Source organism: Asticcacaulis sp., from assembly GCF_035497195.1.
Taxonomy (GTDB): domain Bacteria; phylum Pseudomonadota; class Alphaproteobacteria; order Caulobacterales; family Caulobacteraceae; genus Asticcacaulis.
On the sequence record NZ_DATJDZ010000016.1, the window covers coordinates 1 to 16,852 of the forward strand.

The 16,852-nt window shown below is 60.7% G+C and carries 13 protein-coding genes; 9 read left to right on the forward strand and 4 right to left on the reverse strand.

The annotated features are described in order from the left end of the window. The coding region (locus VL130_RS08520) for a CHASE3 domain-containing protein (RefSeq protein ID WP_325362404.1) at positions 1–1,333 on the reverse strand (1,333 nt) is incomplete at its 3' end. 205 nt (positions 1,334–1,538) lie between these two features. Between VL130_RS08520 and mobA the strand changes: the two genes are divergently transcribed. Further along, entirely contained in the window at positions 1,539–2,114 is a 576-nt protein-coding gene (gene mobA, locus VL130_RS08525; protein WP_325362406.1) for a molybdenum cofactor guanylyltransferase, read from the forward strand. On the opposite strand, the gene moaA is transcribed toward mobA, so the two are convergent. Beyond that, a complete protein-coding gene (gene moaA, locus VL130_RS08530; RefSeq protein WP_325362407.1) occupies positions 2,100–3,122 on the reverse strand; it encodes a GTP 3',8-cyclase MoaA in 1,023 nt (340 codons plus the stop codon). The two genes, mobA and moaA, sit on opposite strands and share 15 nt — an antisense overlap. Positions 3,123–3,331: 209 nt before the next feature. Further along, entirely contained in the window at positions 3,332–4,420 is a 1,089-nt protein-coding gene (gene dinB / locus VL130_RS08535) for a DNA polymerase IV (protein ID WP_325362409.1), read from the reverse strand. A gap of 121 nt (positions 4,421–4,541) precedes the next feature. Between dinB and VL130_RS08540 the strand changes: the two genes are divergently transcribed. The 5 genes from VL130_RS08540 to VL130_RS08560 all read left to right on the forward strand — a co-directional run bounded on the left by VL130_RS08540 (position 4,542) and on the right by VL130_RS08560 (position 10,961). Then, on the forward strand, positions 4,542–5,324 hold the full coding sequence (locus VL130_RS08540; protein ID WP_325362411.1) for a DUF72 domain-containing protein: 783 nt from the start codon (positions 4,542–4,544) through the stop codon (positions 5,322–5,324). Positions 5,325–5,326: 2 nt separating this feature from the next. After that, the gene (locus VL130_RS08545) at positions 5,327–6,325 is read left to right on the forward strand and encodes a Gfo/Idh/MocA family oxidoreductase (RefSeq protein ID WP_325362412.1); all 999 of its coding nucleotides are present in this window, start codon (positions 5,327–5,329) and stop codon (positions 6,323–6,325) included. Positions 6,326–6,433: 108 nt separating this feature from the next. Beyond that, the gene (locus VL130_RS08550; protein WP_325362413.1) at positions 6,434–7,663 is read left to right on the forward strand and encodes an efflux RND transporter periplasmic adaptor subunit; all 1,230 of its coding nucleotides are present in this window, start codon (positions 6,434–6,436) and stop codon (positions 7,661–7,663) included. After that, on the forward strand, positions 7,663–9,624 hold the full coding sequence (locus VL130_RS08555; RefSeq protein WP_325362414.1) for a MacB family efflux pump subunit: 1,962 nt from the start codon (positions 7,663–7,665) through the stop codon (positions 9,622–9,624). The genes VL130_RS08550 and VL130_RS08555 overlap by 1 nt, the downstream gene beginning before the upstream one ends. Before the next feature lie 29 nt (positions 9,625–9,653). Beyond that, entirely contained in the window at positions 9,654–10,961 is a 1,308-nt protein-coding gene (locus VL130_RS08560; RefSeq protein ID WP_325362415.1) for an efflux transporter outer membrane subunit, read from the forward strand. 51 nt (positions 10,962–11,012) lie between these two features. Here VL130_RS08560 and VL130_RS08565 read toward each other — a convergent pair whose 3' ends face one another. Continuing rightward, positions 11,013–11,852: an alpha/beta hydrolase gene (locus VL130_RS08565; RefSeq protein WP_325362417.1), complete on the reverse strand. Its 840-nt coding sequence runs from the start codon at positions 11,850–11,852 to the stop codon at positions 11,013–11,015. 311 nt (positions 11,853–12,163) lie between these two features. Here VL130_RS08565 and VL130_RS08570 point away from each other — a divergent pair, with 311 nt between their 5' ends. The 3 genes from VL130_RS08570 to VL130_RS08580 all read left to right on the forward strand — a co-directional run bounded on the left by VL130_RS08570 (position 12,164) and on the right by VL130_RS08580 (position 16,851). After that, positions 12,164–12,880, forward strand: coding sequence for a DUF6445 family protein (locus VL130_RS08570; protein ID WP_325362419.1), 717 nt, complete (start codon positions 12,164–12,166; stop codon positions 12,878–12,880). 206 nt (positions 12,881–13,086) lie between these two features. Continuing rightward, a complete protein-coding gene (locus tag VL130_RS08575) occupies positions 13,087–15,420 on the forward strand; it encodes a glycosyltransferase family 4 protein (RefSeq protein ID WP_325362421.1) in 2,334 nt (777 codons plus the stop codon). Between the two features lie 114 nt (positions 15,421–15,534). Next, on the forward strand, positions 15,535–16,851 hold the full coding sequence (locus VL130_RS08580; RefSeq protein ID WP_325362423.1) for a glycoside hydrolase family 130 protein: 1,317 nt from the start codon (positions 15,535–15,537) through the stop codon (positions 16,849–16,851). Position 16,852: the final 1 nt, after the last annotated feature.

Consider the following 16,852-nt stretch of genomic DNA (forward strand, 5'->3'; position numbering starts at 1 on the left):
CGGCCTGTTCCTCAAGCTGCGAATTGGTCTGCTCCAGTTCGGCCTGCTGCTGTTCGAGACGGGCGTGCGATTCCTTGAGCGCCCGGCCCTGCTCCTCAAGCTCTTCATTATTGACGCGCAGCTCTTCGCCCTGGCTTTGCAGTTCCTCGGACTGGCGCTGGGTCTCTTCCAGCAGGTTTTGCAGATTGGCGCGGTAATTGGCCGTCTGCACGGCGACGCTGATGGTTTCGGACACCCGTTCCAGAAGGACGCGCGTCAGGTCCGACAGCGGCGACAGGAAGCCGAGTTCGATGACGGCATCCACCGTCCGCTCCGACCGGGCCGGCGAAATCAGCAGATGGCGTGGCCGCCACTGACCCAGCGCGGCGCCAACCGACAGATGGCTTTCAGACAGATCATGCAGAAGGATCGGCTTGCCTTCGCTGACCGCCTGACCGAGCAGGCCGTCCTTCGGCGTGAAGGTGGCGGGCACGGTATTTTGCTCCGGTACGCCAAGCATCGCCGTGCGGCGGTAGGCGCCGTCCGTCAGGGCGTAAAAAGCGCCGGCACTGGCCTGGGTGTATTCGGACAGGAAGGCCAGGATGCTGTGGCCAAGCTGATCAAGCCTTTGCTCACCCATCATGGCGGCGGACACACCGACCTGGCCGGCCTGCAACCATTCCTCCCGGCGGCGGGCAGCGGAGGCGCGGCTGATCATGGTGGTGATGGCGATCGACAACAGCACGCCGATCAGGGCGGTGACCGCCACGCTGACGACAGCCGTATCGTAGGCGTCCTTCATCTCGATAATGCGCTGTTGGCGCAGGTCGCCTTCGGTATCCTGCATCAACGCCACCTGGGCGCGGATGGCGTCCATGTCTTCCTTGCCGCGATTGGTCGCCACGCGCGCCACAGCTGCCGACAGGCCTTCGCTGCGTCGCATTTCGATACCGGCGCCCAGTTCCTGGAGCTTGGCCGCGATGTGCGATTTCAGGGGTGCGATACGGCGCTGCTGATCGGGATTATCCTTGGTAAGCTGCTCGATCCGCAGCACCTGTTCCTCGATGCCCGTCAAGGCGTCGGAATAGGGTTCGAGATAGCTTTCCTGACCGGTGATGATGTAGCCGCGCTGACCGGTTTCGGCGTCCTTCATGGTGGAGAGAACGTTATTCAAACCGAGCAGGACTTCGTGCGTGTGGCCGATCTGATCGCTGTCACGCTTGAGGGTCTGGATATTGAGATAGGAAACGATGCCGCTGATGATGAAAAACACCGCGACCAGCGACAGTCCGAGCGACACGCTCAGGTCCATGCGTAGCTGGCGATTCGGCTGCGCGGTTTTATTCTTGGTCATCCGTCTTCCATGCCCCCATGCGGCCAGAATGGACTTCTGGCCGTTCGTTCCATTGCAAAAACCCTATGGGCCGTAGCGTAAGCATCCAATAAGGAGCGGGATACGCCTTATAAAAAAGCCATAAGGATAGTTATAATTCAGAAGTTTACAGGGTTAAAAACCGCCCTTTGCCAAACCCCCGCCACTTCGCTAAACTGGTACTATCATGACACCGAAGCTTGTACTCCTGGCCGGCGGCAAAGGCAAACGCATGGGCGGCGACAAACCCTTTGCGCCCTATGGACAATCGACCCTGATCGAAACCACGCTGGCGCGCCTGCGGCCGCAGGTGCGTGAGATCGTCATCAATGCCGGTGCAAAAACGTCCCCCCTGGTGTTGCCCTTGTCATGTCTTGACGCCGGCTTGATCTTTGATGATCCGGCGTTTGAGGGCCTGGGCCCCTTAAGCGGGGTTCTGAGTGCGCTCGAAATGGCGCGGGCGGCGGGGGATGCGATGGTGATCACCGCACCGTGCGACATGCCCGACCTGCCGGACGACATGGTGGCGCGATTGCTCGCCGCCCCGCCGGCCGACGTGGTGTATTTCAAGGGCGCGCGCGATTATCCGCTGTGCGCGCTGTGGCGGATTTCAGTGGCGGACCCTTTGCGCAACGCCCTGCAACAGGTCGAGGGCGGACTGGCGGTCATGCGCTTCCTGGCGACGCAGAATGTGCGCACAATCGCCGTGGACGACGACGCGGCGTTTGCGAATATCAACTACCCGCCATTAGCCCCCGGTTAGGGACATGGTGCGCGCCGGCGCATGGCTGCGTTGCGGTTGCGGCAAACCGGCTTCGGCGATGAAAAAATCATGCGCTTTCGGTTTGTGCGCCAGGGCTTCGGCCAATGCTGCCTGCAAACCGGCGTCCGTCGCATCTTCGCGCAAAGGACCGCGCAGATCGACCTGATCATCCTGTCCCAGGCACATATACAGCTGGCCGGTGCAGGTGATGCGTACGCGATTGCAGGTGTCGCAGAAATTATGACTGAGCGGCGTGATCAGGCCCAGCTTTCCGCCGGTTTCCGCCACGCGATAATAACGCGCCGGACCGCCCGTCGTGTCGGTAATGCCGTCAACCTGCCAGAAACTGCGCAGGTCAGAGAGCACGTCTTTCAGCGACACGAACTGCGCTTCGCGGCCGGAAATTTCATCGCCCAATGGCATGGTTTCGATCAGCGAGACGTCGATGCCGCGGTCATGGGCAAAGCGGATAATATCGGGAATTTCAGCGCGATTATCCTGGGCGAGCGCCACGACATTGAGCTTGATATGGATGCCGTGCGCCTGTGCCGCCGCGATGCCGGCCAGCACCTTGTTCAGATCACCGCCGCGGGTGATACGGCGATAGACCTCTGGTTTCAGGCTGTCGCACGACACATTGATGCGTTTGATTCCCGCCCCGGCCAGCACCGGCGCCGCGTCTTCGAGCAGGGTGCCGTTGGTCGTCAGGGTCAGTTCCTTGAGGCGTCCCTTATGCACCTGGTCGCCAAGCTTGGTGATGAAATCGAGCACGCCCTTGCGCACCAGCGGCTCACCGCCGGTAATGCGCAGGCGTTCGACGCCGCTATCGATCAGGAACAGGCTGAGGCGTTCCATTTCCTCGAAACTGAGCAGGTCCTTGCGCGGCAAAAAGGTCTGGTGCTCGCTCATGCAGTAGGTGCAGCGCAGGTCGCAGCGGTCCGTTACCGACAGCCGCACATAGCTGAGGCGGCGGCCGAAACCATCAATGAGAGGGGAACGCAGGGACATGAGTTTAATCTAGGCGCACCCCGATCAAATAACAAGCTTAGGATATGTGACAGCAGCAAAGCAAGAAACCCCACCACCCCGCCCTTCGGGCGCGGTCCCCCTCCCCGGCTGTGCCGGGGAGGTACAAGAAAAAACCAGTTTTATACCTCCCCAACTTGTTGGGGAGGGGGACCGACGCGCTCTTGCGCGTTGGTGGTGGGGTATCTTGCTTAAAGTGACAAGCTCAACTGCTCGACCGCCCTCTCTTCCTTCTCCCCCAGAGACGACATCGAAACGCCCAGCAAACGGATACCCTTCGGCACCGGAAACACCCCTTCCAGAAGCGCCCGCACATAGCCCGTCAACTCACTCTTGCTCATCACCGGCACAAGCCCGGAACGGCTGCGGGTAATGAGGCGAAAATCGGAAAACTTGACCTTGAGCGTGACCGTCCGGCCTTTGATGTCATTGGTCTCGACATAGCGCCACACCTTATCGATCAAGGGTTCTAGAAACCCCCAGGCGGTATCGAAATCGGTCGTGTCTGTGAAGAAGGTATTCTCGGCGCCGATCGATTTACGCTCACGATCCGGCCGGACCTGGCGATGATCTATCCCGCGCGAAATACCGTAATAATAGCGCCCTGAGACTCCAAAATGCTGCTCCAGGAAATCGAGCGTCTGGTTGCGAATATCCTCACCGGTATAAAGCCCCAGCCGGTTCATCTTCGCCGCCGTCGCCGGGCCGATGCCGTGGAACTTCTTCACCGGTAAAGACGCCGCGAACGCCGGCCCCATCGCCGGTTTGATGACGAACAGGCCGTTGGGCTTGTTCTGATCCGAGGCCAGCTTGGCGAGGAACTTGTTATAGGACACGCCGGCCGAGGCGGTCAGTTGCGTCGCCTCCCAGATGCGGGCGCGGATGTCTTCGGCGATCTCGGTAGCCGAGGCCATGCCCTTGCGATTTTCGGTGACGTCGAGATAGGCCTCATCGAGCGACAAAGGTTCGACCAGCGGCGTGTAATCCTCGAATATCTCGCGGATCTGGCGCGACACCGCTTTATAGACCTCGAAATTACCGCGCACAAAAATCAGCTCCGGACATTTGCGTTTGGCCGTGACCGAAGGCATGGCGGAGTGGACGCCGAACTTACGCGCCTCATAGCTGGCAGCCGCCACGACCCCGCGTTCCGAGCCGCCGCCGACCGCTACCGGCTTGCCGCGCAGCTCCGGATGATCGCGCTGTTCGACCGACGCGAAAAAGGCATCCATATCGACGTGGATGATCTTTCTTTGTGGCGAGTGTTTTTCATCGTCCATGGTCATTGACTCATGCCACAACCAGAACATAAAGTGAACATGTAAAATGCTGTCAAAAACGGGTTGCGTCCTTATAGAATAGTTTGGCACGCATTGAGACAAGACCTGTCAGGAGGAACACATGACCATCTATGTCGGCATCGGCGGCTGGACCTACGAGGACTGGCGCGGCCCCTTTTATCCCGAAGGCCTGACGCAGAAGCGCGAACTGGAATATGCGTCATCCAAACTGACCTCGATCGAGATCAACGGCACCTATTACGGCGCGCAGAAGCCGTCATCGTTTCAGAAATGGCGGGCGGAAACCCCGGATGGCTTCGTCTTTTCCGTCAAAGGCACGCGCTACGCCACCAATCGCAAGAACCTGGCGGAATCGAAGGACAGCGTGGACCGCTTCCTCAATTCGGGCATCAGCGAGCTGAAGGAAAAGCTCGGCCCGATCAATTGGCAGTTCATGGCGACAAAAAAGTTCGATCCGGCCGATTTCGAGAATTTCTTAAAACTGCTGCCGCCGGAAGTCGATGGTGTCAGGCTGCGTCATGCCGTCGAGGTGCGCCACCCGACCTTCCAGTGCGCTGAGTTCGTTGATCTGGCGCGGCACTATGGCGTGGCGATCATCACCGGCGCCGATTCGGACTTTCCGGTCATCGCCGACCTGACCGCCGATTTCGCCTATGTCCGCATCATGGGCACGACCGACCAGCACGAAAAAGGCTATAGTGAACAGGCGCTGGATGAGTGGGCCTATCGCGCCCGCACGCTGGCTGAAGGCCAGGTGCCCGGCGATCTGGCGACCTATGGCGAAAAACCGGCGCCTAAGCCTCACGACGTCTTCCTGTATGTCATCAGCGGCTACAAGACGCTGAACCCCGCCGCGGCTATGGCCCTCATAGAGAGACTTTGATAATGACCAAAACCACATGGGGCGTGCTGAGCACGGCGAAGATCGGCGTCACCAAGGTCATTCCGGCCCTGATGCAGAGCGAGTTGATCCGTGTAAAGGGCATCGCCTCACGCGATATCGAAGCCGCGCAGGACGCCGCTGACAAGCTTGGTCTGGAAACCGCCTACGGCTCTTATGAAGACCTTCTGGCCGATCCGGATATCGAGGTCGTCTATAATCCCCTGCCCAATCATCTGCATGTGCCGATGACCCTGGCCGCGGCGCGCGCCGGCAAGTCTGTGTTGTGCGAAAAACCGATGGCGCTCAATGCCCGTGAGATCGACGAACTGAGCGAGGTGGCGCATAAAGTCCATATCATGGAAGCCTTTATGGTGCGCCACAGCCTGCAATGGCTGGAGGCGCGCCGGCTGATCCGCGACGGCGCAATCGGCGCGCCAAAAATCATCCAGTCGTGGTTCAGTTACACCAATACCGACGCCAACAATATCCGCAACAAGGTCGATTGGGGCGGCGGCGGACTGATGGATATCGGCTGCTATCCCATCGTCGCCGGGCGCTTCTTCTTCGAGGCTGAGCCGGTGCGCGTCATGGCCCTGATCAGCCGCGACAAGACTTTCGGCACCGACACCATCACCTCCGGCCTGCTCGATTTTGGTGACGGTCGCCAACTGACCTTCGCCGTTTCGACCGCGCTGACGCCGGGCCAGGCCGTCACCATAATGGGCGACAAGGCCCGTCTGAGCTTGTCCATTCCGTTCAACCAGCCGCCCGACGCGCCACAAGTCATCACGATCGATGATGGCCACAGCTTCAATGGCGCAACGGCCGTGACGCACACCCTGCAACCGTCAAACCAGTACACCCTGATGGGCGAAGCCTTCACCCGCGCCGTCACCGGTGAAGCGCCCCTGCCCTACGGCATAGAAGACGCCCGTATCAATATGCGCATCATCGACGCTTTGTTTCGTTCGGAAACATCTGGCCAGTGGGAACCCTTATAAATTAAGACTTCTAGCGAACCTCATCGTTTTTTTACGACGGATATTTCATGACTGCTGCGTGGAATGGATGTGTCCATCCCCCGGACCTCCTGAAAGTACGGCAAAAGCATGTGGTATAAAAACAAGCGGTTCCTCACCATCGCCGGCGTCGCGGCTGCGGTGCTTGTCGTACTCGTCCTGTGGCTGCTGTTCTTCAATAAACCCAAGCGGCCGGAACTGGTGACGCAACCTGCGGCTATCGGCAATGTCGAGAAGACTGTCCTGGCTTCGGGCACGCTTGAGCCGTTCGAGCAGGTCAATGTCGGCGCGCAGGTTTCCGGTCAGGTGACCAAACTCAACGTTGAACTGGGGGATGAGGTCAAGGCCGGTGACCTGATCGCCGAAATCGACTCGCAAAAGCAGAAAAACGATTTGGCCACCAGCCAGGCCGCGCTCAATAACCAGAAGGCCCAGCGCGCCTCGGCCATGGCGTCACTGGCGCAGGCGCAAAGCAATTTCACCCGCCAGCAGACGCTTTATCAGGCCGATGCCGGCTCGAAAGCCGATTATGAAAGCGCCGTGCAACAACTGAAGGCGGCACAGGCCAGCCTCGATGCCGCCAATTCGCAGATCCAGCAGGCGACGATCTCGGTCAATACCGCCAATGTCAATCTCGGCTATACCCGCATCGTGGCGCCGATGAACGGCACGGTCATCGCCATCATCACCAAGCAGGGCCAGACAGTCAATGCTAACCAGTCGGCGCCCACCATCGTCGTGCTCGGCCAGCTTAACAAGATGACCGTCAAGGCGGAAATCTCCGAAGCCGATGTCATCCGCATCAAATCCGGCATGAAGGTCTATTTCACCACCCTCGGCGATCCGGACAAGAAATATTACGCCACCTTGCGCAGTGTCGAGCCGGCCCCGACCGATTTCACCGGCGAGACCACCACGGGCAACACCTCCTCAGCCATCTATTATTACGGCCTGTTTGATGTCGATAATCCCGACGGCACCCTGCGCCCGTCGATGACCGCCCAGGTCTATATCATCCAGGAAAGCGCCAATAATGTGCTGACTATTCCTTCGGCGGCGCTCGGTCGCAAGGGCAAGGATGGCAGCTATACCGTCCGCATCATCGGCAAGGACAAGACCAAGCCGGAGCCGGTGAAGGTCAAAACCGGTATCAATGACGGCACCAATGTGCAAATCCTGAGCGGACTGACAGCCGGCCAGCAGGTGGTTATCGCCCAGGCGTCTGCCTCCGGATCATCCACCTCTTCCGGTGGCAACCGCAATAATCGCGCAGGCTCCAGCGCCCTTGGCGGCAGCACGCGTCCGCCGCGGGGTCTCTGATGACCACGCCTCCCGCACTGGAAGTCTCGAAACTGCGGCGTGACTTTCCCGCCGGCGAAGGGACGATCACCGTCCTGCACGACATCGACCTGACCGTGGCGCCCGGCGAAATGCTGGCCATTGTCGGTCAGTCCGGTTCGGGCAAATCGACGCTGATGAACATTCTCGGCTGCCTCGACCGGCCGACCGCCGGCACGTACAAGGTCGGTGGCCGGGCCACCTCGGAACTCGATCCGAACGACCTGGCCGAACTGCGCCGCGAGCATTTTGGCTTCATCTTCCAGCGCTATCATCTGCTCGGCGACCTGTCCGCGCTCGGCAATGTCGAAGTGCCAGCCATCTATTCCGGCACGCCTGCGGATCAGCGCAAAAGCCGCGCCACCGAACTGCTCGGCCGGCTGGGCCTGGCGGACCGCACCGGCCACCGGCCCGGACAGTTGTCCGGCGGCCAGCAGCAGCGCGTTTCCATCGCCCGCGCCCTGATGAACGGCGGCGAAATCGTGCTGGCCGATGAGCCGACCGGCGCGCTCGACACCACCTCCGGCGAGGAGGTCATGCGCATCCTGAAGGGACTGCACCAGGAGGGCCATACGGTCATCATCGTCACCCATGACCCGGAAGTGGCCGAGCACTGTGAACGCGTCATCGAAATCCGCGACGGCCATATCATCAATGACCGCAAGGGCGAGGGTCGCGGTGTCGCCGAGGCTCAGGGATTGCCGCCCATAGCCACCGCCACACACGGGGGCCTGCGGGCGACGATCGATAGCTTCAATGAAGCCTTCCGCATGGCGGTGCTGGCCATGAACGCCCACCGGATGCGCACCTTCCTGACCATGCTCGGCATCATTATCGGCATCGCCTCAGTGGTCTGCGTCGTGGCGCTGGGCGAAGGCTCGCGCCAACAGGTGCTGGCCCAGATCGCCTCAATCGGCACCAATACCCTGCAGATCAATCCGGGGCGCGGCTTCGGCGATATCCGCTCCGGGCGGGTGCGCACCCTGGTGGTCTCCGACGCCGACGCCCTGGCCAAACAGCCCTATGCCGACAGCGTGACGCCGCTTGTCCAGACCAATGTGGTCATGCGTTCCGGCTCAATTTCCGCCAACGCCACCGTCATGGGCGTCGGCGACCAGTATGACCGCGTGCGCGGCCTGACGATGGCGCAGGGCCGCTGGCTGACGGCGGAAGATGTCAGCGGCCTCAGTCAGGACGTGGTGATCGATGACAACACCTACAACACCCTTTATCCCAATAGCGGCAAGCCACTGGGGCAGGTCATCCTGCTCGGATCGGTGCCGGCGCGCATCGTCGGGGTCACCAACAAGTCGAGCGGCGTCGGCGGCGGCAACCAGGACACGCTCAACATCTACATGGCCTTTACGGCGGTCAATTCGCGTATGCTGGGCACCAGCGTGCTGCGCAGCATCACCGTCCGCGTGAAAGACGACACCGAGTCGTCCGTGGCCCAGTCGGGCGTCACCCAACTCCTGACCCAGCGTCACGGCGCCGTCGATTTCACCATCCTCAACACGGATGAAATCCGCCAGACCATCACCGCCACCACCAATACCCTGACCATACTGATCTCGGCCATCGCCATCATTTCGCTGATCGTCGGCGGCATCGGCGTCATGAATATCATGCTGGTTTCGGTGACGGAGCGAACGAGCGAAATCGGCGTGCGCATGGCGGTCGGCGCCCGCACGCGCGACATCATGCAGCAATTCCTTATCGAGGCCGTCCTGGTCTGCCTGATCGGCGGGGTGCTCGGCATTATCATGGCGCTCGGCTTCGGCCTGGTGTTCGGTCTGTTCAGCACAGATTTCACGCTGGTCTATTCAGCGGCCTCGATCATCTCGGCCTTCCTGTGCTCGACCCTGATCGGCGTCATCTTCGGCTTCCTGCCGGCGCGCAATGCCGCCCGCCTTGACCCCGTAACCGCCCTGGCGAGGGACTGATGACATATTTCCCAAAAATCGGAATTTTAGTGAGCGCGCTTTTACTCAGTGCCTGCGCCTCGACGCCTTACGACACGCCGCAGGCGCCAATGACGGCGCAGTTCAACCATGCTGGGGAAGGTACGGACGCCGCCAGCCAACCGGCCGACTGGTGGACCGCCTTCGGTGACCCGGCGCTTAACACGCTGGTCACCGATGTTCTGGCGCGCAACAATGACCTGGCCGCCGCCGCCCTGCGGGTACAGCAGGCGCAACTTCAGGCCGGGCTGACCCGGCTCGATCAGTTCCCGTCGGCAAATGGCGGTTTGAGCGCCAGCACATCCGACAGTACGCGTTATTCGGCCAGTCTCGGCGTTTCCTATGAGGTCGATCTGTGGGGCCGTCTCGCCGCCAACAGCCGCGCCGCCAACTGGGAGGCGCAGGCCACCGAGGAGGACCGGCAGGCCGCACAACTGGCGCTGATCGGCACCACAGCCGAGCTTTACTGGCGCATCGCCTATACCCATCAGCAGATCACGGTCGGCGAACAAAATCTCGACTACGCCATCAAGGTGCGCGACCTCGTCACCGTCCAGCACAATGCCGGTGCGGTTTCCGGTGTCGAAGTGGCCGAGGCCGATCAAAGCGTCAATTCACAGCGCGCCAGCCTGTCCGGCCTGCAACAGCAACTGGTTGAATATCGCTCGGCCATCACTGTGCTTCTGGGCGGTACGCCGTGGCCGGAAAGCGGCGAGCCGCAAACCCTGCCTGATATCCCCCTGCCGGAGGTGCGCGCTGGTGTGCCCGCCGAACTGCTCAGCCGCCGGCCGGACCTGCGCGCCGCCGAACTGCGCCTGCGCGAAACCCTGGCCGATGTCGATATCGCCAGAGCGGCCTTCTATCCCGGCCTCGGCCTGACCGCCTCCGGCGGCGCCTCTTCCGCCGAACTGGGGTCGCTGTTCAATAACCCGACCGGCGCGATCGGCGCGGCGCTCAGCCTGCCCTTCCTCGATTTCCCGCGCCTCAGCCGCAATGTGAAGATTTCGCAGAAAAGCTATGACATCGCCGTGCTGAACTTCAAGACGACCCTGTTGCAGGCCCTGGCCGATACTGACAACGCCCTGTCCAACCGCACGCAACTGGCGGAACAGGGCGCGGCGCAACTGGCCAGTCTGGAAGCCGCACGCAAGGCCGAGGCGCTCTACGCCCTGCGTTACCGCACCGGTGCGGTGGCGCTGCGCGTCTGGCTGGATGCGCAACAATCCCTGCGGTCGTCGCAACTGAGCTATGACAACAACCGCCTGTCGCAACTGATCAATCAATCGACCCTGTATCAAGCGCTCGGCGGGGGCACTTAAAAAAACCGCCGGCCTCAAGGAGACCGGCGGCGCATCCGTTATCGATCAAGCCTAAGCCTGAATAAAAGCCAGCAGGTCCGGATTGATGACATCGGCGTGCGTGGTGCACATGCCATGCGGATAGCCTTCGTAAATTTTCAGCGTACCGTGCTTTACCAGCTTGATCGCTTCCAGGGCTGCGGCCTTGTACGGCACGATCTGGTCGTCATCGCCATGCAGGATCAGCACCGGCACCTCGATCGCTTTCAGGTCGCCGCTCAGGTCGGTTTCCGAGAAGGCCTTGATGCCTTCATAATGGGCCAGGGCTGCGCCCGTCATGCCCTGACGCCACCAGTTGTCAATCACCCCGTCGATCGGCTTCACACCGTCGCGGTTGAAACCATAAAAAGGTATCGGCAGGTCCTTGTAGAATTGCGCGCGGTTATTGGCGGTCTGTTCACGCAGGCCATCAAAGACCTCGATCGGCAGTCCGAGCGGGAAGGCCTCGGTCTTCAGCATGATCGGCGTCACGGCGCTGATCAGAACCGCCTTTGAAACCCGGCCATTGCCGCCAAACTTCGCCACATAGCGCGCCACTTCACCGCCGCCGGTCGAATGGCCTATATGGACGGCATTCTTCAGGTCAAGATGTTCGACGACCGCATTGGCATCGGCGGCGTAGGTGTCCATGTCATGGCCTTCGCTGACCTGCGAAGACCGGCCGTGCCCGCGGCGATCATGGGCGACGACGCGGAAACCCTTACCCAGGAAATACAGCATCTGGGTATCCCAGTCGTCGGATGACAAAGGCCAGCCATGATGGAAAACGATAGTCTGGGCGGTCTTCGGACCCCAGTCCTTATAGAATATCTGTGTACCGTCCTGGGTGATAACGAAAGATTTGCCAGTCATTTTAAGGCTCCTGTAGAGGGAATGGTTTCATGGCGCGCAGAACCGCTTTCGCCAGATGAACTGACGCGCCGGAAAAATAACGCTTTGCACGGGTCGGAATTATAAATGATCACGCATCATTTATAGCGGGTCGTCATACGCGGTTTAGGTGACAATTTACGCCGGAAAGGCCAAGACTACGCCGCGCAGTAAAGCCAATGGGGCATCCGGCGTCAAGCCTTCCCATGCTGCGCCGCATCAATATTTTTTTACCGCATCAGGCGCAATATTTTTTGGCGCGCCAAAAGCCTGAATTCCGGTTAATATCGTGTATGTTCTCCGCTGATACCGCCATCGAAATCAATCCCGCCGCGCGCGTGCAACTTCGCCATTATGGCGAAGAACAACAGCCGCTTATCGTCATCGACGACCTGCTGCTCAATCCGGATGACCTGATCGAATGCGCTGCCAAAGCGCGCTTTTCCGCCCCCGAAGCGACCTGGTATCCCGGCCTGAACGCAGCCCTTCCGCCCACCTATCTGACTACCCTTTTGCCGGTATTGCGGCCCAGCCTGATGCGCGCTTTTGGCGTCGGCCAGTCGGCGCTGACAGCCCGCGCCTTCTTCGCCCTTTCGACGAAGCGGGCCGAGGAAATGCTGCCGCTGCAAAAGATTCCGCACTATGACCAGCCCGATCCGCGTTGCCTGGCCATGGTGCATTACCTCGGCCGCGGCCAGGCCGGCGGCACCGGTTTCTTTCGTCATACCGCCAGCGGATTTGAATCGATTGACTCCACCCGCCGCGAAGCCTACATGCAGCAGGTCACCCAAGAGCTGGAGGCCCTGGGTGACAGCCTGACCGGTTATACCGGTCCCCGGACTCCCAACTATGAATTGCTGGAGACCGTCGACCCCAAATTCAACCGCCTGGTGATTTATCGCAGCCATGTTCTGCACTGCGCCCTGTTCGACGGCGCCCGCCTGACGGATGATCCGCGCACCGGCCGACTGACGGCCAACAGCTTTTTCACGCCGGCGCGCACCGTTTAAACACGCAAGTGTGACGACGCGCTTATTGCAGCGCACCTTGAACCATACTGAATCTTTACAGGCGAACCGCCACTGTCGGTTTGCCGGGCGAGGTAATATCAGCCTTGCCGCCTTCATAAAATCGGCGCCCGCAAAAGGTTTTTCTCAGACCGTTTATCTGTAACTTTTTCTGCCGGGCCAGATATCACCCTTGCAGGAGCGCGGATATGCTACAGACCAACAGTTTCGAAATTGCCCACGATGTCGAAGTTGAGACGGAAGGCCTGCCCCATAATGTCGCCACCGCACTGAACACCAGCGCCCTTACCCAGCTTCCCGCTACCGAAGCCGTCCTGTCGAAGGCGGCGATCATCGGCAATTTCCCGCCGCGCCAGTGCGGCCTGGCCACCTTCACACGCGACATGTACGCCTGCCTGGCAAAGGCCTTGCCGAACACCGACTGGGACGTTATCGCCATGAACGATCCGGGCGCGACCTATGACTATCCGCTCGAAGTCACCCACCAGATTCCGCAAAACGACGTCGCCGCCTATCGTGATCTTGCAAAGACGCTCAATGACGACGGCACCCAGGTCCTGTTCGTGCAGCACGAATTCGGCATCTATGGCGGCCCGTCTGGCGCTTGGCTGATCGAATGTCTGGAGCGCGTCAATTTCCCGATTGTCACAACGCTCCATACCATCCTGGAAACGCCAAACGACGAGCAAAAGCGCGTCATGCAGTCGCTGATCCGTCTCTCCTCGACCCTCGTCACCATGGCGCAGAAGGGCGCGGACATCCTGCAACGCGTCTATGGCGTCAAACCCGCACAGATCAGCGTCGTGCCACACGGCGCGCCGTCGCGGCCCCTGCGCAATACCGCCGAATTCAAGTCGCATCTGCATCTGGCCGGCAAGAAAACCCTGACCACTTTCGGCCTGCTGTCTCCTAACAAAGGCATCGAGACGGTCATCGCCGCCCTGCCGGAAATCCGCGAAACCTGCCCGGATGTGGTCTATCTCGTTATCGGGGCCACCCACCCGCACCTGCTCAGAAACGAAGGCGAAAAGTACCGCGACGGCCTGAAAGACATGGCGCGTGACCTGGGCGTTGAGGACAATATCCGTTTCATCAACCGGTTCGTGAATGACAACGACCTGATCGATATCCTTCAGGCGACCGATGTCTATGTCACGCCCTACCTGACCGAAACCCAGATCACCTCCGGCACCCTGGCCTACGCCCTGGCGCTCGGCCGACCGACGGTCTCGACACCCTACTGGCACGCCGTCGAAGCCCTGGCCGGCGGCGTCGGCATCCTGTGTGATTTCCACGACACCAAGGCCTTCGCCAAGGCGATCTCGCGCCTGCTGGCCTCTGATAAAGTGCGCGCCGATATGTCGATGCGCGCCTATATGGCCGCCCAGCCGTCGCGCTGGTCATCGGTGGCGCAGGCCTATGTCGCCTGCGCCGTGGCGGATGTGGAAAACTACGAAGCCCCGAAGGCGCGCGCCGCCGTCCTGCCCGCGCCGCCATCGTGGAGCGCGATCGAACGCATGACCGACGACTGCGGCATCTTCCAGCATGGCCGCTACCGCCTGCCCGACCGCCAGCACGGCTATTGCGCCGACGACAATGCCCGCGCCCTGTCGCTGGTGGCCCGCCAATCAAGGCTGGCGCCGCTTACGCCCGATCAGACATCATTGGCCTACCGATATGCCGCTTTCATGAACCACGCGTGGAACGGCGAGAGTTTCCGCAACTTCATGTCCTATGGCCGTGACTGGCTCGATGACGGCGGGTTCGACGACTGCAACGCCCGTTCGTTTGAATCGCTGGTCGATGTCGCCCGTTCAGACCTGCCAGCCGATCTGCGCCAATGGGCCGGCGATCTCGGCAGCCTGATCATGCCAAGGGTCGATAGCTGGACAAGCCTGCGGTCGCGCGCCGTCATGATCAGGGCACTGGTCCGCACGTTCGGAGTCTTTGGCGATGGCCAGGAAATCCAGGCGCTGATCCGTTATTTCAGCCGTGACCTGCATCAGCGCTTCAAGTCTCAGTCGCGCCCCGGCCATGAATGGTTCGAGGCGAACCTGTCCTATGACAACGCCCGCATCAGTGAGGGCCTGATCGTCGGCGGCGCCTTCCTTGCCGAAGCGGACATGGTCGCGGATGGCCTGGCCGCCCAGCGCTGGCTGATGAAAAAGCAGACGCGCTTTATTGCCGGGAAAGAAGGGGGCGTCTTCGTGCCGGTCCCCAATTCGAAATTCTCCGATGACGGCCCGGATCATCCGCTTTACGATCAGCAGCCACTGGAAGTGCTGGCAACCATCGACGCCTGCCTCAGCGCTTTGCGGATTACCGGTGACAGCCAGTGGCAGGACGAGGCGACGCGCGCCTTCGCCTGGTTCCACGGCGAAAACACCGCCGGCCTGTCATTGCTCGATGGTGAGGGCGGTTGCTACGACGGGCTTAATCCGAATGGTCTCAATCTCAATCAGGGGGCGGAATCCATCCTGTCCTACCCCATGAGCTGGGCCGCCTTGAAAGCCGACCTGTAATGGAAGGCGACCTATAATCAGGTTCGCAAAATACGGACCGTTCACAAAACAGGCGGGTTGCGAAAGCGACCCGCGCTACGCGTTGCTAAACTACCCATCTGAGGGGGTTATAAAATGACCGATATGCTGATCAGCCCGACGATGCTGCGCTCCAACCCGGATCGCGTCGTCATTCTGCCGTTCTCGATTTCCGTAAACCCGCGTGACAGCGCAATGGGGGCGATGTCGCGCGTCACCCGTATCTGCGACTCCATCGCCGCCATGTCGCCCGCAACCGTCCAGGCTGAGCTGGAAATTGTCAACCGCGATTTCACCGGCCGGCACTGGCAGACGCGCGGCATCTTCCTCGATCGTTTCAAGGCCATGCAGACCATGCATGGCGGCATGGAAAATCTCGACGAGGACCACATGGCGCTGATCGGCGCCTATTTTTGCCATGAATACAGCTACCAGGCGGCGGCGGTCATGAACCCTTCGGTCGTACCGCACCCCGACCAGAGCAATGCCAACGGCGGCACAAATTTCATCATGTCGACGCGCACCGTCGGCGAAGGCCATATCTCGACCATTTCGTTCCGCGAAGGCACTTTTTACAAAGACGGCACGATGGAATTGAAGGCGGAGGCCGATTTCGCCGTCGCCGCCAAGCCGCTGGGCAATGCGCCGCTCGATGGCGCCATCACCGTCCACGGCCATCAGGCCTGCCCGATCTCCGAAACCGTGCTGTTCCCCGTCACCCGTTCACAGAGCAATGGTCTGGAAGACCTGCGCATGGTCAGGTTCATCGATGAAAACGGCACTGCGGCTATCATGGGCACCTATACGGCCTATAATGGCCGCGAAATTGCCTGCGAATGTTTCGAGACCTCTGATTTCCGCTCCTTCCGGCTGACACCTTTCCGCGGTGCGGCCTCGCAGCACAAGGGCCTGGGCTTCTTCCCGCGCAAGATCAACGGACGCTGGGCGGCGGTCGGCCGGCTCGATCACGAGAGCGTCTTCTATCTCGAAAGCGACGACAAATACACCTGGAACAACGGGGAGAAGATCCTCGGTCCGGAAGCGCCGTGGGAACTGATCCAGATGGGCAATTGCGGCTCGCCGATCGAGATTGAGGAAGGCTGGCTGGTGCTGACCCACGGCGTCGGACCGGTGCGGCGCTATTCGCTCGGCGCCGCCCTGCTCGACAAGAACGATCCGCGCATCGTGCTGGCGCGTTCGAAGGAGCCGCTGCTGTCACCCTCGGAAGACAACCGCGAAGGCTATGTGCCGAACGTCATCTATACTTGCGGCGCACTGCGCTGCGGCGAGTGGATATTCATGCCGTATGGCGTGGCCGATTCCTCGATCCACTTCGCCTCGATCAAGATCAAGGACCTGCTGGCGCACCTGGGATACGATACGGCGGCGGCGCAAAAGAATGCGGCGGAGTAAT

Coding starts and splice junctions, on each gene's coding strand:
- mobA (WP_325362406.1), top strand. CDS start 1,539: ATGACACCGAAGCTTGTACTCCTGGCCGGCGGCAAAGGCAAACGCATG.
- moaA (WP_325362407.1), bottom strand. CDS start 3,122: ATGTCCCTGCGTTCCCCTCTCATTGATGGTTTCGGCCGCCGCCTCAGC.
- dinB (WP_325362409.1), bottom strand. CDS start 4,420: ATGGACGATGAAAAACACTCGCCACAAAGAAAGATCATCCACGTCGAT.
- VL130_RS08540 (WP_325362411.1), top strand. CDS start 4,542: ATGACCATCTATGTCGGCATCGGCGGCTGGACCTACGAGGACTGGCGC.
- VL130_RS08545 (WP_325362412.1), top strand. CDS start 5,327: ATGACCAAAACCACATGGGGCGTGCTGAGCACGGCGAAGATCGGCGTC.
- VL130_RS08550 (WP_325362413.1), top strand. CDS start 6,434: ATGTGGTATAAAAACAAGCGGTTCCTCACCATCGCCGGCGTCGCGGCT.
- VL130_RS08555 (WP_325362414.1), top strand. CDS start 7,663: ATGACCACGCCTCCCGCACTGGAAGTCTCGAAACTGCGGCGTGACTTT.
- VL130_RS08565 (WP_325362417.1), bottom strand. CDS start 11,852: ATGACTGGCAAATCTTTCGTTATCACCCAGGACGGTACACAGATATTC.
- VL130_RS08570 (WP_325362419.1), top strand. CDS start 12,164: ATGTTCTCCGCTGATACCGCCATCGAAATCAATCCCGCCGCGCGCGTG.
- VL130_RS08575 (WP_325362421.1), top strand. CDS start 13,087: ATGCTACAGACCAACAGTTTCGAAATTGCCCACGATGTCGAAGTTGAG.
- VL130_RS08580 (WP_325362423.1), top strand. CDS start 15,535: ATGACCGATATGCTGATCAGCCCGACGATGCTGCGCTCCAACCCGGAT.